The organism is Butyrivibrio sp. YAB3001, from assembly GCF_900112195.1.
Taxonomy (GTDB): domain Bacteria; phylum Bacillota; class Clostridia; order Lachnospirales; family Lachnospiraceae; genus Butyrivibrio.
This window is the reverse complement of record NZ_FOKR01000002.1, coordinates 499,817-521,797: the sequence shown is the minus strand read 5'-3', so window position 1 is coordinate 521,797 and position 21,981 is coordinate 499,817. Positions and strand designations below refer to the sequence as shown.

General features: G+C 38.6%; 22 protein-coding genes. 18 read left to right on the top strand and 4 right to left on the bottom strand.

The window, feature by feature from the left end; all coding sequences use genetic code 11:
- Nucleotides 1-12: 12 nt before the first annotated feature.
- From sdaAA to BM086_RS02200, 10 genes are all read left to right on the top strand, one after another.
- Nucleotides 13-903 carry an L-serine ammonia-lyase, iron-sulfur-dependent, subunit alpha gene (gene sdaAA, locus BM086_RS02245; RefSeq protein ID WP_092322756.1) on the top strand — a complete coding sequence of 297 codons (891 nt, stop codon included), beginning with the start codon at nt 13-15 and terminating at the stop codon, nt 901-903.
- A 10-nt stretch (nt 904-913) separates the two neighbouring features.
- Nucleotides 914-2,107 (top strand): class B sortase, encoded by a 1,194-nt coding sequence (locus BM086_RS02240; RefSeq protein WP_092322753.1) that lies wholly within the window; start codon nt 914-916, stop codon nt 2,105-2,107.
- A 155-nt stretch (nt 2,108-2,262) separates the two neighbouring features.
- A complete protein-coding gene (locus BM086_RS02235; protein WP_175560062.1) occupies nt 2,263-3,183 on the top strand; it encodes an AAA family ATPase in 921 nt (306 codons plus the stop codon).
- 188 nt (nt 3,184-3,371) lie between these two features.
- Nucleotides 3,372-4,247, top strand: a complete 876-nt coding sequence (locus BM086_RS02230; RefSeq protein WP_242952107.1) for a DUF58 domain-containing protein — start codon at nt 3,372-3,374, stop codon at nt 4,245-4,247.
- Complete coding sequence (locus BM086_RS21695; protein WP_092322746.1) at nt 4,177-6,444, top strand: transglutaminase-like domain-containing protein; 2,268 nt, start codon at nt 4,177-4,179, stop codon at nt 6,442-6,444. The genes BM086_RS02230 and BM086_RS21695 overlap by 71 nt, the downstream gene beginning before the upstream one ends.
- Nucleotides 6,445-6,638: 194 nt before the next feature.
- Entirely contained in the window at nt 6,639-6,845 is a 207-nt protein-coding gene (gene rpmE, locus BM086_RS02220; protein ID WP_022774079.1) for a 50S ribosomal protein L31, read from the top strand.
- Between the two features lie 68 nt (nt 6,846-6,913).
- On the top strand, nt 6,914-7,906 hold the full coding sequence (locus tag BM086_RS02215; protein ID WP_092322743.1) for a DUF1385 domain-containing protein: 993 nt from the start codon (nt 6,914-6,916) through the stop codon (nt 7,904-7,906).
- On the top strand, nt 7,899-8,747 hold the full coding sequence (gene prmC / locus BM086_RS02210) for a peptide chain release factor N(5)-glutamine methyltransferase (protein WP_092322740.1): 849 nt from the start codon (nt 7,899-7,901) through the stop codon (nt 8,745-8,747). The genes BM086_RS02215 and prmC overlap by 8 nt, the downstream gene beginning before the upstream one ends.
- 134 nt (nt 8,748-8,881) lie before the next feature.
- Complete coding sequence (gene prfA / locus BM086_RS02205; protein WP_092322737.1) at nt 8,882-9,949, top strand: peptide chain release factor 1; 1,068 nt, start codon at nt 8,882-8,884, stop codon at nt 9,947-9,949.
- Nucleotides 9,950-10,065: 116 nt separating this feature from the next.
- Nucleotides 10,066-10,425: an Hpt domain-containing protein gene (locus BM086_RS02200; RefSeq protein ID WP_092322733.1), complete on the top strand. Its 360-nt coding sequence runs from the start codon at nt 10,066-10,068 to the stop codon at nt 10,423-10,425.
- A gap of 17 nt (nt 10,426-10,442) precedes the next feature.
- Here BM086_RS02200 and BM086_RS02195 read toward each other — a convergent pair whose 3' ends face one another.
- Nucleotides 10,443-10,943 carry a DUF5721 family protein gene (locus BM086_RS02195; RefSeq protein WP_092322730.1) on the bottom strand — a complete coding sequence of 167 codons (501 nt, stop codon included), beginning with the start codon at nt 10,941-10,943 and terminating at the stop codon, nt 10,443-10,445.
- A gap of 300 nt (nt 10,944-11,243) precedes the next feature.
- Between BM086_RS02195 and BM086_RS02190 the strand changes: the two genes are divergently transcribed.
- The gene (locus BM086_RS02190; RefSeq protein WP_092322727.1) at nt 11,244-12,266 is read left to right on the top strand and encodes a substrate-binding domain-containing protein; all 1,023 of its coding nucleotides are present in this window, start codon (nt 11,244-11,246) and stop codon (nt 12,264-12,266) included.
- A gap of 42 nt (nt 12,267-12,308) precedes the next feature.
- Here BM086_RS02190 and BM086_RS02185 read toward each other — a convergent pair whose 3' ends face one another.
- The 3 genes from BM086_RS02185 to BM086_RS02175 are packed head-to-tail and all read right to left on the bottom strand — an operon-like array spanning nt 12,309 to nt 14,598.
- The gene (locus tag BM086_RS02185; RefSeq protein ID WP_092322724.1) at nt 12,309-13,052 is read right to left on the bottom strand and encodes a LytR/AlgR family response regulator transcription factor; all 744 of its coding nucleotides are present in this window, start codon (nt 13,050-13,052) and stop codon (nt 12,309-12,311) included.
- Between the two features lie 25 nt (nt 13,053-13,077).
- Complete coding sequence (locus BM086_RS02180) at nt 13,078-13,332, bottom strand: DUF1294 domain-containing protein (protein ID WP_330391501.1); 255 nt, start codon at nt 13,330-13,332, stop codon at nt 13,078-13,080.
- 42 nt (nt 13,333-13,374) lie between these two features.
- Entirely contained in the window at nt 13,375-14,598 is a 1,224-nt protein-coding gene (locus tag BM086_RS02175) for an argininosuccinate synthase (RefSeq protein WP_092322721.1), read from the bottom strand.
- Between the two features lie 257 nt (nt 14,599-14,855).
- On the opposite strand from BM086_RS02175, the gene argC reads away from it, so the two are divergent.
- The 7 genes from argC to BM086_RS02140 all read left to right on the top strand — a co-directional run bounded on the left by argC (nt 14,856) and on the right by BM086_RS02140 (nt 21,976).
- Nucleotides 14,856-15,908 carry an N-acetyl-gamma-glutamyl-phosphate reductase gene (gene argC / locus BM086_RS02170; RefSeq protein WP_092322718.1) on the top strand — a complete coding sequence of 351 codons (1,053 nt, stop codon included), beginning with the start codon at nt 14,856-14,858 and terminating at the stop codon, nt 15,906-15,908.
- 9 nt (nt 15,909-15,917) lie between these two features.
- Nucleotides 15,918-16,373, top strand: a complete 456-nt coding sequence (locus BM086_RS02165) for a GNAT family N-acetyltransferase (RefSeq protein WP_092322715.1) — start codon at nt 15,918-15,920, stop codon at nt 16,371-16,373.
- A 3-nt stretch (nt 16,374-16,376) separates the two neighbouring features.
- A complete protein-coding gene (gene argJ, locus BM086_RS02160) occupies nt 16,377-17,600 on the top strand; it encodes a bifunctional glutamate N-acetyltransferase/amino-acid acetyltransferase ArgJ (protein WP_092322712.1) in 1,224 nt (407 codons plus the stop codon).
- A gap of 37 nt (nt 17,601-17,637) precedes the next feature.
- Nucleotides 17,638-18,534, top strand: coding sequence for an acetylglutamate kinase (argB, locus tag BM086_RS02155; RefSeq protein ID WP_092322709.1), 897 nt, complete (start codon nt 17,638-17,640; stop codon nt 18,532-18,534).
- Nucleotides 18,535-18,569: 35 nt separating this feature from the next.
- Entirely contained in the window at nt 18,570-19,769 is a 1,200-nt protein-coding gene (locus tag BM086_RS02150; RefSeq protein ID WP_242952106.1) for an aspartate aminotransferase family protein, read from the top strand.
- A complete protein-coding gene (locus BM086_RS02145) occupies nt 19,766-21,256 on the top strand; it encodes a sugar ABC transporter substrate-binding protein (protein WP_092322706.1) in 1,491 nt (496 codons plus the stop codon). Before BM086_RS02150 ends, BM086_RS02145 begins: the two co-directional genes overlap by 4 nt.
- A gap of 78 nt (nt 21,257-21,334) precedes the next feature.
- The gene (locus tag BM086_RS02140; RefSeq protein WP_175560061.1) at nt 21,335-21,976 is read left to right on the top strand and encodes a helix-hairpin-helix domain-containing protein; all 642 of its coding nucleotides are present in this window, start codon (nt 21,335-21,337) and stop codon (nt 21,974-21,976) included.
- The last annotated feature ends 5 nt before the right edge of the window (nt 21,977-21,981 follow it).

Below are 21,981 nucleotides of genomic sequence, written 5' to 3'. Positions count from 1 at the left end.
GGCTTTATTTTAATGTTAAAATATGAGACAATTAGCGAACTGGTCAGTGAAGCTACCAAAAGAAATATAAAAATCAGCGAGCTTGTTCTTGCAGATCAGGCAGCCGGCATGGATAAAACAGAAATTGAAGTCTATAAGAAAATGAAAGACAGTTTTCGTGTTATGATAGAATCTGTAAAAGTCGGACTTCAAAAGGATTTACGATCCACATCAGGACTTACCGGCGGTGAAGGGTATCTTATGAATGCGTACGCGGAGAAAGATGATGGCGGACTTAGCGGAAACTTTATGTCCAAAGCAATGGCGAGAGCACTTGCTGTTGCCGGGTGCAATGCAAGCATGGGCAAGATTGTAGCAGCGCCAACTGCAGGAAGCTGTGGAATTCTTCCCGGATGCCTTGTAAGCCTGTATGAGGATAAAGGTTATAACGAAAAAGATATAGTTATGTCAATGTTTACAGCTGCAGCATTTGGAATGGTGGTTGCAAACAGAGCATCCTTAGCGGGGGCTGAGGGTGGATGTCAGGCTGAATGCGGAAGTGCAGCAGCTATGGCAGCCGCAGCATTAGTTGAGCTAAGAAACGGAAGCCCAAGTCAATGCGCAGATGCTTGCGCTATTGCTATTTCCAGTCAGATGGGCCTTGTGTGTGACCCGGTGGCAGGACTTGTGGAAATTCCATGCATTAAGAGAAATGTTTCCGGACTTGCTATTGCGTTTTCAAGTGCTGATATGGCGCTTGCCGGAATTGGTGCTAAGATTCCTGTTGATGAATGCCTGGATGCAATGAAAGAGGTTGGAGAGGCATTGCCAAGCTCGTTAAGAGAGACAGCTAGAGGAGGACTGGCAGCAACACCTACGGGAAAAGCGCTTAGAGATAAGATTTTTGGGAAAGGTATAATATAATTACTTGACAATGGATAAGAATAGTTTTATTTTAAAAATCAAAGATTTCAATTCGAAACATAGTAAAATCGTTCCATATATAGTTTATTTTGAAGTTTTTATTATCTTTATAATCAGTTTGATTTCATTTCTTCGAAAAAAGATTAAATATGTAATTCCGGCTCTTGCTTTGGTGATACTACTGATATTTGGAATTCGTTTTTTAATTGGGCATGTTCATAACGAAGATAAAGTCTCAGATATTCCACAAGATACAGGAAATACAATAGTAGAAACACAGCTGGATGAATCAGTGGTAACAGGCGCATCTGAAGAAAAAGATGTGGCAGATGCCGAGGATTCAGAAAAGCAGGAAGAGGTTGCAGAATCAGAAGGAACTTCTAATGAAACTGCAAGTTCTGCAAAGGAAAGCTCTGGAAATACAAATACTTCAAATAATTCCGAAACAGTAAGTGAGAAAAATACAAAAGCAGATCAAACTGTTACGGATAAAACAAGTACTATAGCAAGTAATAATAAGAGTGAAAGTACAGATTCTACAAAAGCTGCAAGTGAAACTGAGAAAAATAGCAGCACGACAAAAACATCATCAGCATCTACTACTGTGAGCAATAGTAGCACAAGCTTGAAATCCAGCGCAGATGCAAAGGAGCAACTTGCCAGTGTTTCAGCAGTATATCCGGAAGCAATTGGCTGGCTTTGGTTCGAGGATGAACTTTTGAGTTATCCTATCATGTATTCCGGTGACAATACAAAGTATCTGGCTAAGGATTATACAGGAGCAAATTCTGTAACAGGTTCAATATTCCTTGATTACAGATCATCTCTTGATTTTTCGGATTTCAACTCTATAGTATACGGACATAATATGAAAGATTATTCTATGTTCGGTGCTTTTAAGAATTACAAAAATAATGCAGGATATCTGGCAAATCATAAGTATTTCAGAATTATTACAAATGATGGCGAATACAGATATCAGATTTTTGCATATATGGATATTTCCAAGTCTTCCGAAATATACAGTGTTGTAGGTAATAAGGTTGAAGAGAGCAAGATAAGAGACCTTCTCAACACTGTGGAATACAAGACATATATTGATACAGGTATTGAGCCAGGCATCACAGATAAGCTTGTGACATTATCTACCTGCACATCATCTGATCAATTGAACTTTGTTATGTTTGCTGTAAGACTTGACTAAATTTTGTGGGGAGTTTGGTGAGCAGAATGCTTATGGATACTGCTTGGATAGAAATGCGCACTATGCTGCACATTTAGAGTGGAAATGATTCATTAGTATGGTTTGCTCACTGTGATATATAAATATTTTTGATTACTTCAAGTGGGGGAAGTATCATGGGGGATGTGCTTAAACTCAAAGAGAGTATGGAGCAGAGAATTATAGGAAAAGGGCAGGTAATAGATAAGATCATTGCTGCCCTTTTATCAGATGGTCACGTTCTTTTGGAGGATGTGCCCGGTGTTGGAAAAACATCTATTGCCAAGGCATTGGCAGATTCGTTATCACTTTCTTTTGCCAGAATTCAGTGTACGCCTGATCTTACACCTTCTGACATCACAGGACTTTCAATTTATAATTCAGAAAACAAAACTTTTGAAGTGGTAAAGGGACCGGTTGTAAGCAATATTGTGCTGGTTGATGAGCTAAACAGAACATCGCCGAAGACACAATCTGCTCTTTTGGAAGTAATGGAAGAGCATAAGGTTACAATCGATGGAAAAGAAATACCTGTTCCTGAACCTTTTATCGTGATTGGCACACAGAATCCAGCAGATATGGCAGGAACCTATCCGCTTCCTGAAGCTCAGCTTGACAGATTTATGTGTAAATTATCTGTTGGATATCCTGATCTTTCTGCTTCTAATGACATGGCAAAAAGATTTTTGGACGGAAATCTTCATGATGAAACTCATTCGGTGTTAAGCGGAAGCGATATTCTTTCGATGCGCGAAAAGGTCAAAGAAGTAAAAGTGGATGAGAAACTTGTATCTTATGCGGTAAATATCGTTGATGCATCGCGAAAACTTGCTGAAATAGCTGTTGGAGCGTCACCTAGAGCGTTACTTTCTCTGCTAAGATGCGCTCAGGCGCTGGCATATATGGATGGCAGGGATTATTGCATTCCGGAGGATATAGCAAATTCAGCTGTCATCACCCTTCCTCACAGATTTATTCTGACTACTGAGGCGAGACTTAGCAGTGTTACTAAAGAAGATCTTGTTAAAAAGATTTTGCAGAAAGTAATTGTGCCATGAATATTACTGTTCATAAAAAAGGACTGTTCATATATTTGTCTGTGCTGGTGTTTTTTATAGTGTTTGCCAGTTTTTATGGCGGACCTGTTTCGTATGCTCCCTTATATTCTATGATTCTTCTCGTTCCGTTATCTGTGTTGTACATTTTTTTGAATTATAAATTTCTTCGCATATATCAGGATGTGGAAGTGCACAGGCTTACCAAGGGAGAAGACCATAGATACAGGGCTTTGATAGAAAATGCAGGTATTTTGCCTATTCATCGGATGAAGCTTTGGCTGTATAAAGACAGATGCAGCCTCTACGAGATAGATGATGGAAGAGAAGTATCTTTAAGCATTCATGAGAAAAAAGAATTGTTGTCAGGTATAAACTGCATTTACGCCGGCGCCTATGAGGTGGGGATAGAAAAGGTATCTTTTGAGGACCCATTTCATATATTTGAAGTCATTCTTTTAGTGCCTTATTCATTCAGAGCAATTGTGAGTCCAAGAATAATCGATGTGGCAGACAGGGTGCTTGACCTTGAAAATCTTTTTAATAATTCAGGTCTTAAGAGTGACAGGCTCTTTGAGAATATTCCGGGAAGCAATATCAGGGCATATCAGAGAGGTGACAGCTTATCATCCATAAACTGGAAAGTATCGGCAAGACTTTCTGAACTCATGGTAAGAGTTCCCGACAGAATGGAAAACAGAACCGTGACGGTTTTAATGGATGCGGTTAATGTTCCGGAATGTGAGCAGGATTCTGCTTTTTTAAAGAAAAGAGATTACTTTCTTGAGTTTGTGATCTCTGCGGCATGGCATTTTGCCAAACAAAGTGTACCGGTTAAAATGGTATATCCTTCAGGTAAAGTGAGAGAGTCTGTTGTTGATTCCTATAACAGTTTTCTTGAATTCTATTCTATTGTCGCAGATAGTATTTTTTACAGCACCAAAGAGGATGAAAAAGAAATCCATGATTTAGTTGATAGTCGGAGGATAGGTCAACATGATGGGGATACTTGGATTATCATCAGAGAAGATCCGGGGAAGGGAGAAGAACACTTTATTATTTGCTAATGAGCTGAAAATCCTTGTTTACGCGTTTTCATTAGTGGCAGTTTGTGTTGAGATTTTTCTTATCGCAAAAGGAGACTCTTTTTCTTTTGCAAGGGATGAGTTCGTTTTGATAATAATGGGGCTGTATGTTCTTTTTGCAGCTCTTGAATATGTTTTTCGTTTATTTGTTGATGAAAACACAGCCGCTGTGTTTTCGGTTCTTCCCGGGCTTTTCTTGCTTTTTCTCGTAAAAGATACTTCTATCGTGGAAAATGCTCCTGTAGCGATTGTGATTGCGGCAATTCTTAGAATTGTTCTTGTGTTTATCCCGTTTCGGAACAGAATAATTCTTTTTTCAAGCTTTCTTCTTGATGCCATAGCGATTTTTTTGTGCTTTTTCTATCAACGATTTAACGGAGAATCTGCTATTGACAGGATTTTGTTTATCTGTCTTGTTCTTCTTTCATTATCTGCGATTCAAAATAGTTTTCCGTTTTTTTATTTTGCCATCATGGGTGTGTTAATGTTTATTATGCCTATGAGCACTGAGCCTATTGACTGGACCCCTGCTGTGAATGCCTATGAGAGGGTGGTCCGGAAAGCTGAGGACATTTCGTATTATGTATCAATGCTTTTTGACAATGGCTCTTATACAACAGGTTATAGCTCATTACATGTTACAGGTGGCAAGGTAAATGAAGATGATAAAACGCAGCTTGTTTTGACAATGGATGACAAGCCTTATCATATTTTTGTTAATCCTGATGAGGATACAAATATGAAGGTGCGAAGAGTTATTTATCTTGAAGGTGGAAATGGCGCTGACCTAAGCCGTTTTGTCTCGGTTTTACAGTTCCTTCATGATAATGGTATTGATAAAGAAACAGCGTCTTTGTTTTCACGAATATCCGAGATAAACATCGAATATGCATATATTGATACTTGTGATGAGATAATTCCAGCTAATACATTTAGTCTGCAGTCAGAAGGAAAAAATGTGGAGACCAGAGCCGGAAAGAGTATGCATAAAAAAGGATATGAACTTAGAGCCGGCTTTCTTGATCTTGATTATGGCAGCACATATTTTTCAGAACTTCTTAGATCATCTGCTGATAATGTGGTAAAAGAAAAATTGAATTATCAGCAAATGTGTGAATATGCATGGGAGATATACGGCCTTGATCTTGCTCAAATGATGAGCGAGAAACAGTACAATGACATAATATCTTCTACTGAGATGGATGATTATCTGAGCACCAGTGGTGTAAGTGATCGCATTAAAGAGCTGTCGGCCGAGATAACATCTGATTTTGCCGGCAATTATGACAAATGCAAGGCGATAGAAGTATATCTTAGGCAGTTTCCTTATAGTACAAATGTCGAAGGAAACCAGAATGTAAAAGCTGATATGAGCACTGCAAGAGGAATGGCTGAAATAGCTGATAATTTTCTTTTTCAAACGCAATCTGGATATTGCGTGCATTATACATCTGCGATGGTCATGCTTCTTAGGAGTGCAGGGATTCCTGCAAGGGCAGTGGTTGGGTACCGGTATGAGTTCCCTTTTGACATTAAGAAAAGTTATGAGGTAAGCAGCAAATGCGCACATCTGTGGCCTGAGGCATATATTGAGAATGTGGGATGGATTTCTTTTGAGCCTACGGGGGCCTATAACACTTCGGATAAGTATACCTGGCACCGGGTTGTTAAGGTGGAAAAAGATAATGCAGATGATTATTACAAGGCGGGGATTCCAGGTATTCAGACAGGTGATCCCGGGCAGGTAAATATGGGAGAAAGCTCAAAAGGAGCAGATGATACCTCAAAAGAGAAGACTGTTACTATAGAAATTATTAAAATAGCGGTTTTGGTTGCGATATGTATTATTCTCTTAATTACGCTTATAATTAGTGGGAATATTATTATTTGGAGAATACGATACAGATATGGAAGTCCAAAAGAAAAATTTCTTATGGATGTTGATCAGATAAAAAAGAGCATAAAAAAGAAATCTGAAAATGATTTCGTTGACAGAGGATTATTATCTGATTTTTTGGAGAAAGTTCCTGACGAGAATAAAACAGATGCTCAAAAAGTATTTGGGGTGTATTATAGAATAAAATATGGCAGATCCGGATGTGATGCAATATCGCCTGAGGAAAACAATCTTGCCCAAAATCTTAGAGTATTGCTAAAAAATAATAAAAAGTGCAGTTGATGCCGTTGATAAGACAAACTCCGAAATATACTATGTTTTCTTGAAAATATGATTTCTTCAACTTAATTGAATGACCAAATAAAGAAAAAATGCTTGCATAGTATAAATAATTATGTTATAGTGATATAGCTGTTGTGAACAGAGGTAACTATAGTTAATTAGAAGATTTTTTGTATATAGAGAGGTGAGAAAAGATGAGACAGGACATTCAGCCAGAATTCCATCAGGCAACTGTTACTTGCAACTGCGGTAACACATTCACAGTTGGATCAACAAAGAGTGAGATTCACGTAGAAATCTGCTCAAAGTGCCATCCATTCTATACTGGTCAGCAGAAGGCTACAACTGCTCGTGGACGTATTGATAAGTTCAATAAGAAATACGGCATGAACAATCAGTAATTTGGTTTAAAAGACAGAGAGGTTGAGGCAATAGCCTCGACCTCTTTTTGTTATTTGAGGTATGAAAAATGAAGAGGCGTAAGGTTAGACATTATTCAGGAATTGGTGGACAGGCTGTTCTTGAAGGCGTAATGATGAAGAACAAAGATATGTATGCAGTTGCTGTCAGAAAGCCTGATGGGGAGATTGAAGTCGAGGTTGACGAGTATCATGGTATTGCCTATGGCAGTAAGCTTTTGAATATTCCTTTTGTAAGAGGAATTTTTGTCTTTTTGGATTCTCTTATCTTAGGACTTAAGTCACTGAACTATTCATCAACTTTTTATGAAGAGGCTGATGAGAAGCCTACTAAGCTTGATGAAGGACTTGAAAATGTATCAGGTGGACATGAGAATACATTTTTAATGGTTATTACTACTGCAATATCATTTTTATTTGCGATTGGTCTGTTTATGGTATTGCCATACCTTCTTTCTGAACTTTTGAGCAAATATATCAGAAATGCGTCACTTATAGCAATAATTGAAGGTGTTATAAGGATTGGGATCTTTATTCTTTATATATTGCTTATTTCATGTATGAAGGATATCAGGCGTCTGTTTCAATATCATGGAGCGGAGCATAAGTGCATCAACTGTATCGAGAAAGGCAGACCTTTGACAGTTGGTAACGTCAGGAAGAGCTCAAGACTTCATAAGAGATGCGGAAGCAGTTTTATACTCTTTGTTATGCTGGTGAGTATCATATTATTTTTCTTTATAAGAGTAGATTCCTTTGGACTGAAGATTCTTATGAGAATTGTTCTTATTCCTGTAATTGCAGGTATATCATATGAAATCATCAGACTTGCAGGAAGAACAGACTTTTTCCTGGTAAAACTTATTTCAGCACCGGGCTTATGGCTTCAGAGATTAACTACCAAGGAACCTGATGATTCCATGATAGAGGTTGCGATAAAGTCAGTTGAATCAGTTTTTGACTGGAAGGAATTCTTAAAAGATTCTTTTGGATACGAGATTGACGACAGTTGGCTTAGGGATGATGAAGAAGTAAATGAATAATTACAGAGATTGTTATACAACTGGATATGATAAGTTGAATAGAGCCGGAATCACAGAAGCTAAGCTTGATGCCCGGCTCCTTTTAGAATATGTATGTGGCACGGATCACAGTACTCTTTTAACTCACCCTGAACGGGAAGTTACTGATGAAGAGATGTCGCGCTACGATGAATTAATAGAAAGGCGCATGAACAGAGAGCCTGTTGCTTATATTATCGGGAACTGGGATTTCATGGGGCTTAATATTGAAGTGTGCAAGGATGTGCTTATTCCTGAGCAGGACACAGAGATTCTTGTGGAAGAAGCAATGAGGTTTTGCGAAGATGGAATGAGAATACTGGATCTTTGCACTGGTTCAGGATGCATAGCTCTTAGCCTTTTAAACTATTCCAATGATACGAAAGCTCTTTGCAGTGATATATCTGAAAAGGCTTTGGAAGTTGCAGGAAGGAATGCTGAAAAGCTCGGATTGTCTGACAGGTGTGAATTTGTTAAGACAGATCTTTTCCCTGAAGAAACGGCAGGCAAGTTCGATATTATAGTTTCTAATCCGCCATATATAGCAACTGATGTCATTGAGACTTTGGCGCCTGAGGTAAAAGATTTTGAGCCAAGGCTTGCGCTTGATGGCGATGAAGATGGGCTTGTATTTTACAGAAGAATCGTTAAGGATGCAGAGAAATTCTTGCTTTCAAGCGGATATCTTTTTATGGAGATAGGGTATGATCAGGCTGATGCAGTGGTCAAAATGCTTGAAGAAGCAGGTTGTTATCATGATATTCAGGTAATCAAGGATTTAGGCGGAAATGACAGAGTTGTGAGAGCATGTTTTTTTCGATAGCTTATGAATTATGATGTAACACTGTTGCCAGACGTTTTGAAATGCTATAAGTGATGTATGTATAATTTTCCATACAGGCTATGTGCGTTTCTGATTATGTGTCTATAAAAATCATTTTGATAAGGTGAAAAAACATGTTTGATAGAATTGAAGATATACTGCGTAAATATGAAGATATTACGATGGAATTAAATGATGCATCTGTTATTGCTGATCAGGAGAGATTTCGCAAGCTAATGAAGGAGCAAAAAAATCTTGAACCGTTGGTGGAATGTTATAGCAAGTACAAACAGTGCAAGCAGACAATTGATGATAGCCTGCAGCTTCTTGATGAAGAAAATGATCCTGAGATGAAAGAAATGCTTAAGGATGAGCTCCAGGAAGCTAAGGACAGGATACCGGAACTGGAAAATGAACTTAAGATCCTTCTTTTGCCGAAGGACCCTAATGACGAGAAAAACGTTATTGTTGAGATCAGAGCCGGAGTTGGAGGCGATGAGGCTGCTCTTTTTGCAGCTGATATGTACAGGGTATATACAAGATATGCCGAGCGTCAGAACTGGCGCGTTGAGACTATGAGCGTTGAAGATATCGGAATCGGCGGTATCAAAACGGTAAGCTTTATGATAAAGGGAAATGGCGCTTATTCCAGACTTAAATACGAGAGCGGAGTTCACAGAGTTCAGAGAATTCCTGCTACTGAATCAGGCGGAAGAATACATACATCTGCTATTACAGTGGCAATCATGCCTGAAGTTGAGGATGTTGAAGTTGAAATTGACATGAATGACTGTAAGTTTGATGTGTTCAGAGCTTCCGGTAACGGTGGACAGTGCGTTAATACCACTGATTCAGCTGTAAGACTTACACATTTTCCGACGGGTATTGTTATTTCCTGTCAGGATGAAAAGAGTCAGCAGCAGAATAAGGCAAAGGCACTCAGGGTTCTTAGAGCAAAGCTCTATGAGCTTGAAAGAGAAAGACAGCATAACGATGAAGCTCAGCTTCGAAGAAGCCAGGTTGGAAGCGGCGACAGATCTGAGAAGATAAGAACCTATAATTTCCATCAGGGACGGGTTACTGATCACAGAATCGGTCTGACACTATACAAGATTGACCAGATCATGGATGGCGATATAGATGAGATAATCGATTCCCTGATAGCTGCAGATCAGGCAGAAAAACTCAGTAAGGTCGAGTAAAACTCTTAAATAAAAATAAAGTAATCGTATTAGATTGAAGCGGAATTTTATTGGTTGTATAATCAATATATGGCTTAAAATATATACTTTTTTTCGTGAAAGGTATGGTGTGAGTTATGGATGCTTCTTTTAAGACTGAGCTAATTGAATGGGGCGTTGACTGGAATGAGATTTTGGACAGATTCATGGGCAATGAGGATCTGATTGCCAGATTTATGTTCAAATTTCTGAATGATCAGAGTATGAATGATCTGACCAAATTTTTGGCTGAGGGAAATGTTTCTGAAGCTTTTAAAGCTGTTCATACCTTGAAGGGCGTTGGGGCGAACCTTGGACTGAAGGGCTTTTTGACGCCGGTATGTGAGCTTACAGAGATTTTAAGGGCAGGTTCCATGGATGGCTATGAAGAGAAGTATAACGAAATAAAGCCCAAGTATGATACATTGATCGCAATACTTCAAAAGTATCAGACATAATGGGCGTGTTTTCTTCGTTACTCGTTTGTTTCAAAATCAATATCTGAATGTGACATAAAGCTTGGGATAAATGCATCCCAGGCTTTTTCTATTGTTTTATCAAGAGAAAAAGTTTTGAAAGTTGTTCCTGTTGTAATCTGGATGGAGCCGCTTGAAAATCTGATATTAATGCCTAAAAGGACATCGTCTGGGTTTATATGTGAATCAGCCGCTGAAACAATGTCGCTTTTGGTCTTATCATCCGGATGAAAAGTGAATTTGAAGCCTAAAGGAGTCCTTTTTCCTTTTATGAGATCAAAGCAGATAGGCTTTAAAGTGGACCATTTAGAATAATCGCCTATAGTATTGTCATTGGGCTCTGAGTCATTTTTGAAAAAGTCTTTATGAATATGTCCGTCGATATGAAAGGTGTTGTAAGTTTCTATGGTGGCTTCTTCAACATAGAAGTTATCAAAAATGTCGTTTGTAAGAAACTTTGCCATGAAAGATTTATTGTTTTTAATATTGATTGCGATCATTATTATTAGTACCTTGTCTAAAAATCTATATTGAGAAAACGTATGTGATGAGTTTTCCCTAAATTCTAAGTATAACAGAAAAATATAACATAATCATATTTTTTCAATGTATAAATTTGAATAAAAATGTGGATGTATTAACGGAAATTTTGAATAATTTAATCAATGCCAATTAACTTAAAATTAGTTTATACTTAAATATATTAAAGCCGTTAATGTATGTTTTTGGAAAAAGACATTTTGTCTGGCTTGAGGCAAGGCATGAATTATTAGTGGTTCTGTAAACGAGGGGATATCGGTATGGCTAAAACGGTTCGATTAAAAGATATTGCTGATAAAATTGGTGTTAGTACAGTTACTGTTTCTAAGGCATTATCCGGACAGCGGGGAATGAGTGAAGAGCTCAGGGAGAAAATCCATGCAATGGCAGACGATATGGGATATGTGCCGTCTGTATCGAGAAAACAGGATTTTTCCAGCAAGAGTTATACAATAGGAGTTCTCATTTCTGAGAATTTTATGAGCGAATATAGCTCTTTTTATACAAGAATGCATCAGCAGGTATCGCAGATAGCTATGGACAAGGGATGTTTTACAATGCTTGAAGTTATCTCTGTTGATCATGAAAAAAACAAAGTTATTCCGAGATTGGTTGAAGATAAGAAGATAGATGGGATCGTTGTTGTAGGGCGTCTTGACCACGAGTATCTTAGAGCAATCAAGGATATTAGCGGAATACCTATGGTATATCTTGATTTTTGCAATCATACAGGTGATGAGGATGCTGTGGTATCTGACAGTTATAATGGCGCGTACTGTCTGACCAATTATCTTTTCGACATGGGACATAAGGACATTGCATTTGTGGGAACACTTCTTGCGTCAGGTGCTATTACTGACAGATATCTGGGTTATACCAAATCGCTTATGGAGCATGGTCGTCCGTTCAGAGGTGACTGGATTATTCCTGACAGGGATCTTGAAACGGGAGTTATGGATATCAATAAGTATTTTGAGCTGCCAGAACAAATGCCTACAGCGTTCTTTTGCAACTGCGATATGGCAGCAAGTATGATGATAAAAAAGCTTCGTGAAAAAGGATACAGAGTTCCGGAAGATATTTCAGTTGTTGGTTATGATAATTATCTTTTCCCTGGATTGTGCGATATAAAGATTACTACCTACGGTGTTGACAGTTATGAGATGGGGCGAAACGCTATCCTTAACCTTATAAGAAAGATAAGCGGCGAAAGATACAGACAGGGTATCATGATCCTCGAAGGTCATATGATCGAAGGGGAGAGTGTGAAGAGGCTGGATTAGGATAAAAAAAGGATGTGCACTTGCTGGCACATCCTTTTTGAATTAATTTGATTCATTATTTATAAGTTCTTTTGCCTGACTTATTGAGTTTCTGTAAATAAATGATACTCCGATGACTTCACCGTTATCCATTGTGACTTTTCCAAAGCTTGTTTTCTGAATATGATTAACATTTATAAGCGCGTTATCATTTACGGGACAAATCTGTGGAAAAACTGCGCATTGGTCATAGAAATTGTAGATATCGTCGATAATACTTAGTATGTTGCCATCTTCCATGTAGATAAACAGTTCAGCGCCTTTTTTCTTTACACAGACAATCTCGTCATTTTTAGCATAGACAGTACCGTTTTTGCTGCGGATTTCCATGGTGGGAGTGGGAGCACCTTTGATTTTCCTGATTTCATCCATGATAGCTGTTAGTTCTGCCACTTTTATGGGTTTGTCTAAAAATAGTATATTTGGAACATTGATACCGGATTCTGCATACTGTTTGCGGTAATCAATAGAAGAGACCACAAGAATTATGGGACGGACGACTCCTACGTTTAAAAGGAGCCTTGCAACCTCAAAACCTGTGGGCTCTGCAGAAGTCATATCTATAAATAATGCATCATACATCTGCGGATAACGCATTAAGGCCTCGACATTTCCGTAGGAGTCAAGGTATAGCCTGCCTCCGTTTTCTTTAAAAAATCTGTCTGACTGACGCCCTAAAAGACGTTCTGTCTGCTTTCTGTCAGCTATATTGTCATCACAAACAGCGATATGCATATCACATTTCATGTTACTCTTTCCCCACAATACTTTTTTATATAAAGCTAAAAGAAATTGGCAACCATGCCAGTAAAACGAAAAGTAGAACCTGTAATAATAATATAACCGGGAGCCCGATTTTGAAATACCAATGCTTTGTTTTATGCCTGAAAATAAACATTCCCAGTATAGAACCGATGCTTCCCCCTAGTATTGCAACTGAAAAAAGGGTTGCTTCGGGAATTCGGAAGGCATTTTTACGTGCCCTCCGCTTGTCAGTCCCCATTAAAGCAAACCCTGAAATGTTCATGACGACAAAAAATATAATTATCAAAGATAAAGAATTCATCAATTACTTTTTAGATTCTACTTCCTGCATCTTCATTGCACGTACCTTGCTTGCAAGACCGAACAGATTGATGAAGCCTTCTGCGTCATGATGATCGTAGAGGTCTCCGGTCTTGAAGGAAGCAATGCTCTCGTTGTAGAGAGAGTAAGGTGATTTTGTGCCGGCTTTGATGATATTACCCTTATACAACTTGAAGGTAACTTCACCGGTTACGTATTTCTGAGTGGATTCAATGAATGCCTGCTCAGCTTCACGCAGAGGAGTAAACCATTTCCCTTCATATACTAAATCAGCAAACTTGTTGCCCATATCTTTCTTCATTGTATAGGTATCGCGGTCTAAAATCAACTCCTCAAGCTGCTGATGAGCTTCATAAAGAATTGTTCCGCCGGGTGTTTCATATACGCCTCTTGATTTCATTCCCACTACGCGGTTTTCTACTATATCAACGATTCCGATTCCGTTTTCACCGCCGAGTTTATTTAAAGTGCGGATGATATCAGAAACTTTCATTTCTTTTCCGTTTACAGATTTAGGAATGCCGCCCTCAAAAGTCATTGTTACAGTTGTTGGCTGATCAGGAGCATCCTCAGGAGTTTTGCCGAGTACTAAAAGATGTTTGTAATTAGGTTCAAGTGAAGGATCTTCGAGTTCAAGACCTTCATGAGATATATGCCAGAGGTTACGGTCACGGCTGTAGCTTGAATCAGCAGAGAATGGAAGATTGATGCCATGCTGTTTACAATATTCAATCTCTGATTCGCGGGAATCCATTGTCCATTTATCATTTCTCCACGCAGCAATGATCTTGATGTCAGGAGCAAGAGCCTTGATTCCAAGCTCAAAACGAATCTGGTCATTTCCCTTACCTGTAGCGCCATGGCAGATTGCAACAGCATTTTCTTTTCTTGCAATCTCGACAAGCTTTTTAGCGATAAGCGGACGAGCCATAGATGTGCCAAGAAGATACTTGTTCTCATATACAGCATGAGCCATTACGCATGGAACAATGTATTCATCGCAGAATTCGTCAACAACATCAAGAATATAGAGTTTACTTGCGCCGCAGCTTATTGCTCTGTCCTCAAGTCCATCAAGTTCCTCTTCCTGTCCGCAGTCAATGCAGACACAGATTACTTCATAGTCAAAGTTTTCTTTAAGCCATGGAATAATTGCTGTAGTGTCAAGTCCACCAGAATAAGCAAGAATAACTTTCTCTTTTTCCATTACCATATCCTCATCTTTCTTTGTGATATTTTTTCGATTATCATAATCATTATAGTTGCTTTTTATTCACTATAAAACACCAATGCATAAAATGCAAGTATAAAATGCATAAATATTTAAAAAGGAGATATTTTGTGCATAATTATAAAAATGTGTTGCATATTTTAAAATGTAGTCTTATACTGAGAACATGTTATTTTAAGATGTTTTTTGCGAAATAAAATATACTTTTTATCTATAGAAAGGATGCATAAAAAATGATAAGAGTTGGAATTATTGGTGCTACAGGATATGCGGGTGCTGAGATAGCAAGACTGATACTTGGTCATCCTGAGGCAGAGGTTGTATGGTACGGATCTAAATCATATATTGGTCAGGATTTCAGTGATATTTATGGTAATTTCTTTAAGATAATAGATGAAAAGTGTCTTGATGATAATATAGAAGAACTTACAAATGAAGTAGATGTTGTATTTACAGCTACACCACAGGGATTATGTGCAAGCCTTATAAATGAGGACATTCTTAATAAAGTTAAGGTAATAGATTTATCTGCTGACTTTAGATTAAAAGATGTATCGGTGTACGAAGAATGGTATAAAATAGAACATAAGGCTCCTACTTATATAGAAGAAGCAGTATATGGTCTCTGTGAGATCAACAGAGATAAGGTTAAAGGTGCCAGACTTGTGGCAAATCCGGGATGTTACACAACATGCTCTATTTTAACTGCATACCCTCTTATAAAAGAAGGACTTATTGATCCTGATACACTTATCGTAGATGCGCTTAGCGGTGTGACAGGAGCAGGGAGAGGTGCCAAGGTTGCAAATCTGTACTGTGAGGTTAATGAGAGCTGTAAACCATATGGAGTAGCAAATCACCGTCATACCCCGGAAATTGAAGAACAGCTTGGTTATGCGGCAGGAAGACCTATGGTTATTAATTTCACTCCTCATCTTGTTCCGATGAATAGAGGAATTCTTGCAACAGAGTATGCAAGACTGGTTAAAAAAGATGGGAAATTGCCTACAAAAGAAGATATCAGAGCAGCTTATGAGAAGTATTACAAAAAAGAGCTGTTTATAAGAATTTTGAAAGATGGCGTCTATCCGGAAACGAGATTTGTTCAGGGAAGTAATTTTGTGGATATTGGATTTAAAATAGATGAGCGCACCGGCAGAGTGATAATGATGGGCGCAATTGATAATCTGGTTAAGGGAGCAGCAGGACAGGCAGTTCAGAACATGAACATCATGTTTGGACTTGAAGAATCAATGGGGCTTAGATTGGTGCCAAAATGTCCTTGAGGTAGAAAAATGGTTCGTGTAATGACAGTTGATGATTACGAAGAAGTTTTTGATTTATGGAATTCAATAGAAGGCTTTGGAATAAGGACTCTTGATGATTCAAGGGAAGGAGTTGAGCGGTTTTTATTAAGAAATCCTACGACCAGCGCAGTAGATATAGAAGACGGTAAGATAGTTGGAGCAATTTTATGTGGGCATGATGGAAGAAGAGCCTGCTTATACCATGTGTGCGTGAGCAAGGAATACAGAATGCATGGAATTGGAAAAAAGATGGTTCAGTTCTGCTGCGAGAGACTTAAGGAAGAAAAGATTAACAAAGTGTGCCTTAATGCTTTTGTTACCAATGTGGTTGGTAATAAATTCTGGCAGAAGATGGGATGGACACTTAGAGATGATATGAACTACTATGACTTTGTTCTTAATGAAGATAATAAAACAGAATTTGTTCAGAAAAGGATGGGCTGAAAAATGAAGGTTATTGAAGGCGGTGTTACAGCGGCAGAAGGTTTTATGGCAGCAAGCTGTGAGGCAAATATCAAATATAAAAACAGAACAGATATGGCTTTTGTCTATTCCACAAAGCCTTGTGTCTGTGCAGGTACGTTTACTTCTAACGTTGTAAAAGCAGCGTGTGTTATGTGGGATAAGAATATTGTTGAATCCGGTGATTATATGCAGGCAGTTGTTATCAATTCAGGAATTGCAAATGCATGTACCGGAAAAGAGGGATTTGATGCATGCGAAGCTACTGCAAAAGCTGTTGAGAAATATACCGGTGTGCCATATAAGTCTGTTGCAGTTGCGTCAACCGGAGTTATCGGAATGCAGCTTCCTGTTGATAAGCTTGTAAGCGGCGTTGAAATGATGAGTAAGACGCTGGATGCATCTTTGAGCGCCGGAACAGCTGCTTCAAAAGCAATCATGACAACTGATACAGTGAATAAAGAAATTGCAGTTTCTTTTGAAATATCAGGGAAAAATGTGACTCTTGGAGGAATGAGCAAGGGTTCAGGAATGATTCATCCCAATATGTGTACGATGCTCGCTTTTTTGACAACGGATGTTTTGATTGAAAAAGCTCTTTTACAAAAGGCTGTGAGCGAAGTTGTTAAGGATACCTTCAATATGATAACAGTTGATGGCGATACATCAACAAATGATACATTATTGTGTATGGCAAGCGGCCTGGCAGAAAATGACATCATTAATTCTGAAGGCAAAGACTATGAGGTTTTTAAGGAAGCACTTGGCTTTGTATGTGAGTTTTTAGCTAAGAAGATGGCTGCTGATGGAGAGGGCGCAAGTAAGCTCTTCGAGGCAAAGGTAATAAATGCCAAAACTAAAGAAGATGCAAGAACCCTTTCAAGAGCAATTGTTGGTTCAAATCTTTCAAAGGCTGCGATATATGGCTGTGATGCGAATTTTGGCAGATTCCTGTGCGCAATGGGATATTCAGGCGCGGAATTTGATCAGAATGATGTAGAGCTGTTTTTTGAAAGTAAAGTTGGCAAAATAGAAGTTTTCCATAGAGGAGTTCCGCTTGAATTTGATGAGGAAGCGGCTTTGATGATAATGAAGGCTGATGAAGTGACTGTTTTCGTAAACATGAATGAGGGAACTGAGGAAGCAACAGCCTGGGGATGTGATCTGACATATGATTATGTAAAGATCAATGCTGATTACAGATCTTAAAGGAATATGAAAATATATAGATTCTCGGGAGGATACCATGGACAAAGATATGCAGGAAGTATTAAAAAAAGCTGAAGTGCTTGTTGAGGCACTTCCATATATTCAGAAGTTCAACAGGAAAGTCATTGTCGTTAAATATGGCGGAAGCGCAATGAGTAATCCTGAGCTTCAAAAAAGCGTAATTACTGATGTAACTTTATTAAAACTTGTCGGCTTTAAACCTATTATTGTTCATGGCGGCGGTAAGGCAATCAGCAGCTGGGTATCCAGGATAGGTAAAGAGGCAGAATTTGTAAATGGACTTAGAGTAACTGATGCTGAGACAATGGAAATTGCAGAAATGGTCCTGGGAAGAGTGAATAAACAGCTTGTTACCATGGTTCAGGAGCTTGGCGTTAAGTCAATTGGTATCAGCGGAAAAGATTCAGGACTTCTTCATGTAAAGAAAAAGTATTCTGATGGAAAAGATATTGGCTTTGTTGGAGAGATTGACAAGGTTGATCCTAAAGTTCTTTTTGACATGATGGATCATGATTACCTTCCAATTGTGGCGCCAATAGGATTTGACGATAATTTTGATACTTATAACATAAATGCAGATGATGCTGCCTGTGCTATTGCAAAGGCTGTCGGCGCTGACAAGCTTGCCTTTCTTACAGATATTGAGGGAGTTTATAAGGATATAAACGATCCTTCAACCTTTATCTCAAGACTTACATGTTCTGAAGCTGATGCCCTTATAGCAGAAGGAAATATCGGAGGCGGTATGCTTCCTAAGCTTAACAACTGCACAAGTGCAATCAGAGAAGGGGTAGATAAGGTGCATATTCTCGATGGCAGAATTCCACATTGTCTTCTTCTTGAAATCTTCACCAATAAAGGTGTTGGAACAATGTTTATGTCAGATAATGATGCTCTTGCAAAGGATGCATGAGGGAAAGCTATTTTAGATAAAGGGAGATTGTTAAAATGAGCGAAAAAATGCAGCAGATAATAGATGAGGCAGAGCAGGCCCTTCTTCATACATATAATCGTTATCAGATTGTTCTCGACAGAGGTGATGGCGTATATCTTTATGATATTGACGGTAAAAAGTATCTTGATTTCGTTTCCGGAATTGCTGTTTTTGCATTGGGATACAACAATAAGGCGTATAATGATGCATTGAAAAATCAGATAGATAAACTTTTACATACCTCAAACTACTATTATAATGTGCCGGCAATTGAAGCAGCAAAAAAGATAAAAGAAGTGTCCGGGATGGACAGAGTCTTTTTCACAAATAGCGGAGCGGAGGCTATAGAGGGCGCAATAAAGGCTGCAAGAAAATACGCATTTTTGAAGGATGGGAAAAATGATCATGAGATAATAGCTATGAATCATTCTTTTCACGGAAGAACCTTCGGAGCTCTTTCTGTAACCGGAAATCCTCATTACAGGGAAGCTTTTGAACCGATGATTGGAAATGTAAAGTTTGCCAACCTCAATGATTTTGACAGTGTTCTTGATTGTGTAACAGATAAAACCTGCGCTATCATTATGGAAACTGTTCAGGGTGAGGGTGGAATATATCCTGCATCTGAAGATTTTTTGACTAAAGTAAGAAAACTTTGTGACGAAAAAGACATTCTTCTTATTCTGGATGAAATTCAGTGCGGAATGGGAAGATGCGGCTATATGTATGCATGGCAGAAATACGGGGTAAAACCTGATATTATGACCACTGCCAAGGCTCTTGGCTGCGGAGTGCCTGTGGGTGCATTCCTCTTAAATGAGAAAGTGGGCGCAAATTCCCTTGTTGCAGGCGACCATGGAACTACTTATGGCGGAAATCCTTTTGCCTGCGCTGCAATTAACAAAGTCCTTGATTTATTTAAAGAGGACAATATAATAGAGAATGTGAATGAGGTGGCTCCTTATTTAGAACAGAAATTAGACGAGCTAAAAGAAAAGTATGACTTTATCATAGACAGAAGAGGCGCCGGATTGATGCAAGGACTTGTGTTTAACCGACCTGTTGCGGAAGTTATCAACAAGGCTCTTGAAAAGGGCTTGATTTTAATTAATGCGGGCGCAGAGATTATAAGATTTGTTCCACCTCTCATAATTACTAAAGAGAATGTAGATGACATGATAGAGATTTTAGATTCATGTCTAGGGGATTTATGAGAATTAAAGTTAGAATTTTTTCAATTTTACTAGTAGCAGCGGCTCTGGCGGGCACATTTGTATATGCTCGCTCAGGGCAGAGCATTTTTGAGAGCTACTCTATTTTTCCTACCGGGAAAACGACTATAAGGCTTTGGTACACGGATGAAGCCTTGACTCCTTATTTGCAGGCTCGCTCCGTGGCGTATTCTGAAACTAATCAGAATGTGCGCATTGAGCCTGTTCTTGTTTCAGGTCTTGAATATCTTGAAGCTATTAATGAAGCTTCTCTGGCTAATGAAAACTATCCTGATATTTTTATAATAACAAACGATTCTTTGGAAAAGGCGTATCTTGCCGGTCTTGCAATGGAAATAACAGATGGAGAGGATTATCTTTCATCGGAAATGTTTCCTGATGCGGCTATAAGGTCGGTTACCTATAATGGAAGATATATTGCTTATCCATTTTATTTTGAGACCAGTTCGCTTATTTACAATAAGACATATTTAGAGGATATGGCTGCAGAAAATCTTGAGAATGCGATGTTTCTTGCTGAAGCAGAAAACGCTCAGGAGGGCAGCGAGACAACAGAAAATGCAGAGGCTGAAGGGGGCACTGAGGAAGCTGCGGAACTTAGTATTACGCAGGATATGATTGATAGTGAAGTAGAGAAAAATCTTCCTAAGACTATTTCCGATATTCTGGAATTTGCCCAGAGTTATAATGCGCCTGAGCAGGTTGAAGCGGTATTTAAGTGGGATGTTACCGATATTTTTTACAATTATTCATTTGTAGGAAATTATATGAATGTTGGTGGCAGAGCCGGTGATGATGTGAGCATGATAGATATCTACAACACTGATACTATCAGCTGTATGAAGATTTATCAGCAGCTCAATCAGTTCTTTGCTATTGATGCCGATGAAATAGACTACGAGAGTGTTTCACAGGATTTCATAGATGGTAAGATAGTCTTTACTGTTGCTACAACAGATATTATCGGGAAAATAAAGGCAGCTCAGAATTCCGGAGAATGCCCTTACGAATTTGGCGTTGCCGATATGCCTGACCTTAATAGCAAATACAGCACGAGAACCATGTCTGTCACAGACTGTATTGTGGTGAACGGCTATACTGAGAATATTGCAAAGGCAAATGCTGTAGCAAGATATATCTGCAATGACAATTCTGCAGATCTTTACAATAACAGCGGAAAGCTTGCCGCTCATTACGGAATAAAGTATAACGACAATAATTTATCTACTTTTGTAGATGTTTACGACGATTCCATTCCTATGCCGAAGACTATAGAAACAAGTAATCTTTGGATGGAACTTGAGATTGCATTTACCAAGATATGGAATGGAGAAGATTGTAATTCAATACTTAAGCAGGTTTCTGAAAAGATAAAGACTCAGATCACTGGAGAGCAATTTGTGGAAGAAACATTGCCTGATCCTGAGAATTTAGATATTACCGAAGGCCTTTCCGAGGAAAGCGATTAAATAATATAACTTGCGGAAATTCTTTTTCTTTACTACAATAAGAAAAGCATGGCGGGGTCCTCTGATTTTGGAGGAAACATGCAAAAAATAATTCTAATATTGGCTCTTATGATGCTCCTTACGGGGTGTAAAAGGGCAGATTCTGAAATGGTTTTACATAGTGAAGAAAGTACGATTCTTTTGACGGAGGAACATGAAGATTCATCAGGGCAAAAGGATTTAGCGGAAGCTGTGACGTTGGAAGCTTCAACTGCTGCAGAGGAAGTATTACTTGGAGTTTATGTCTGCGGCGCTGTTAATAATCCCGGTGTTTACTATTTATCTGACGGAAGCCGGCTTATAGATGCAGTTGATGCTGCCGGTGGTTTTTCAGTTGATGCAGATGTGACTTATGTTAATCTGGCTGCTACTGTGCAGGATGGGATCAAACTACAGATTCCGACTATTGAGCAGGTAGAAAGTGCAGCTAATTCATCTTCACTTAGTTCTTATGATGGTAATGAGCCGGCTGCAGAGACTGACAGCAATGGACTTGTGAACATTAATAAAGCTTCAAAAGAGGAACTTAAGACTCTTCCGGGGATTGGCGATGGCATAGCCGGCAGGATAATAGATTATAGAACTGAAAATGGTGATTTTTCTAAAATAGAAGATATAATGAAGATATCTGGAATCAAGGATAAAATGTTTAGCAAGATCAAAGATCGCATTACAGTATAGAAATG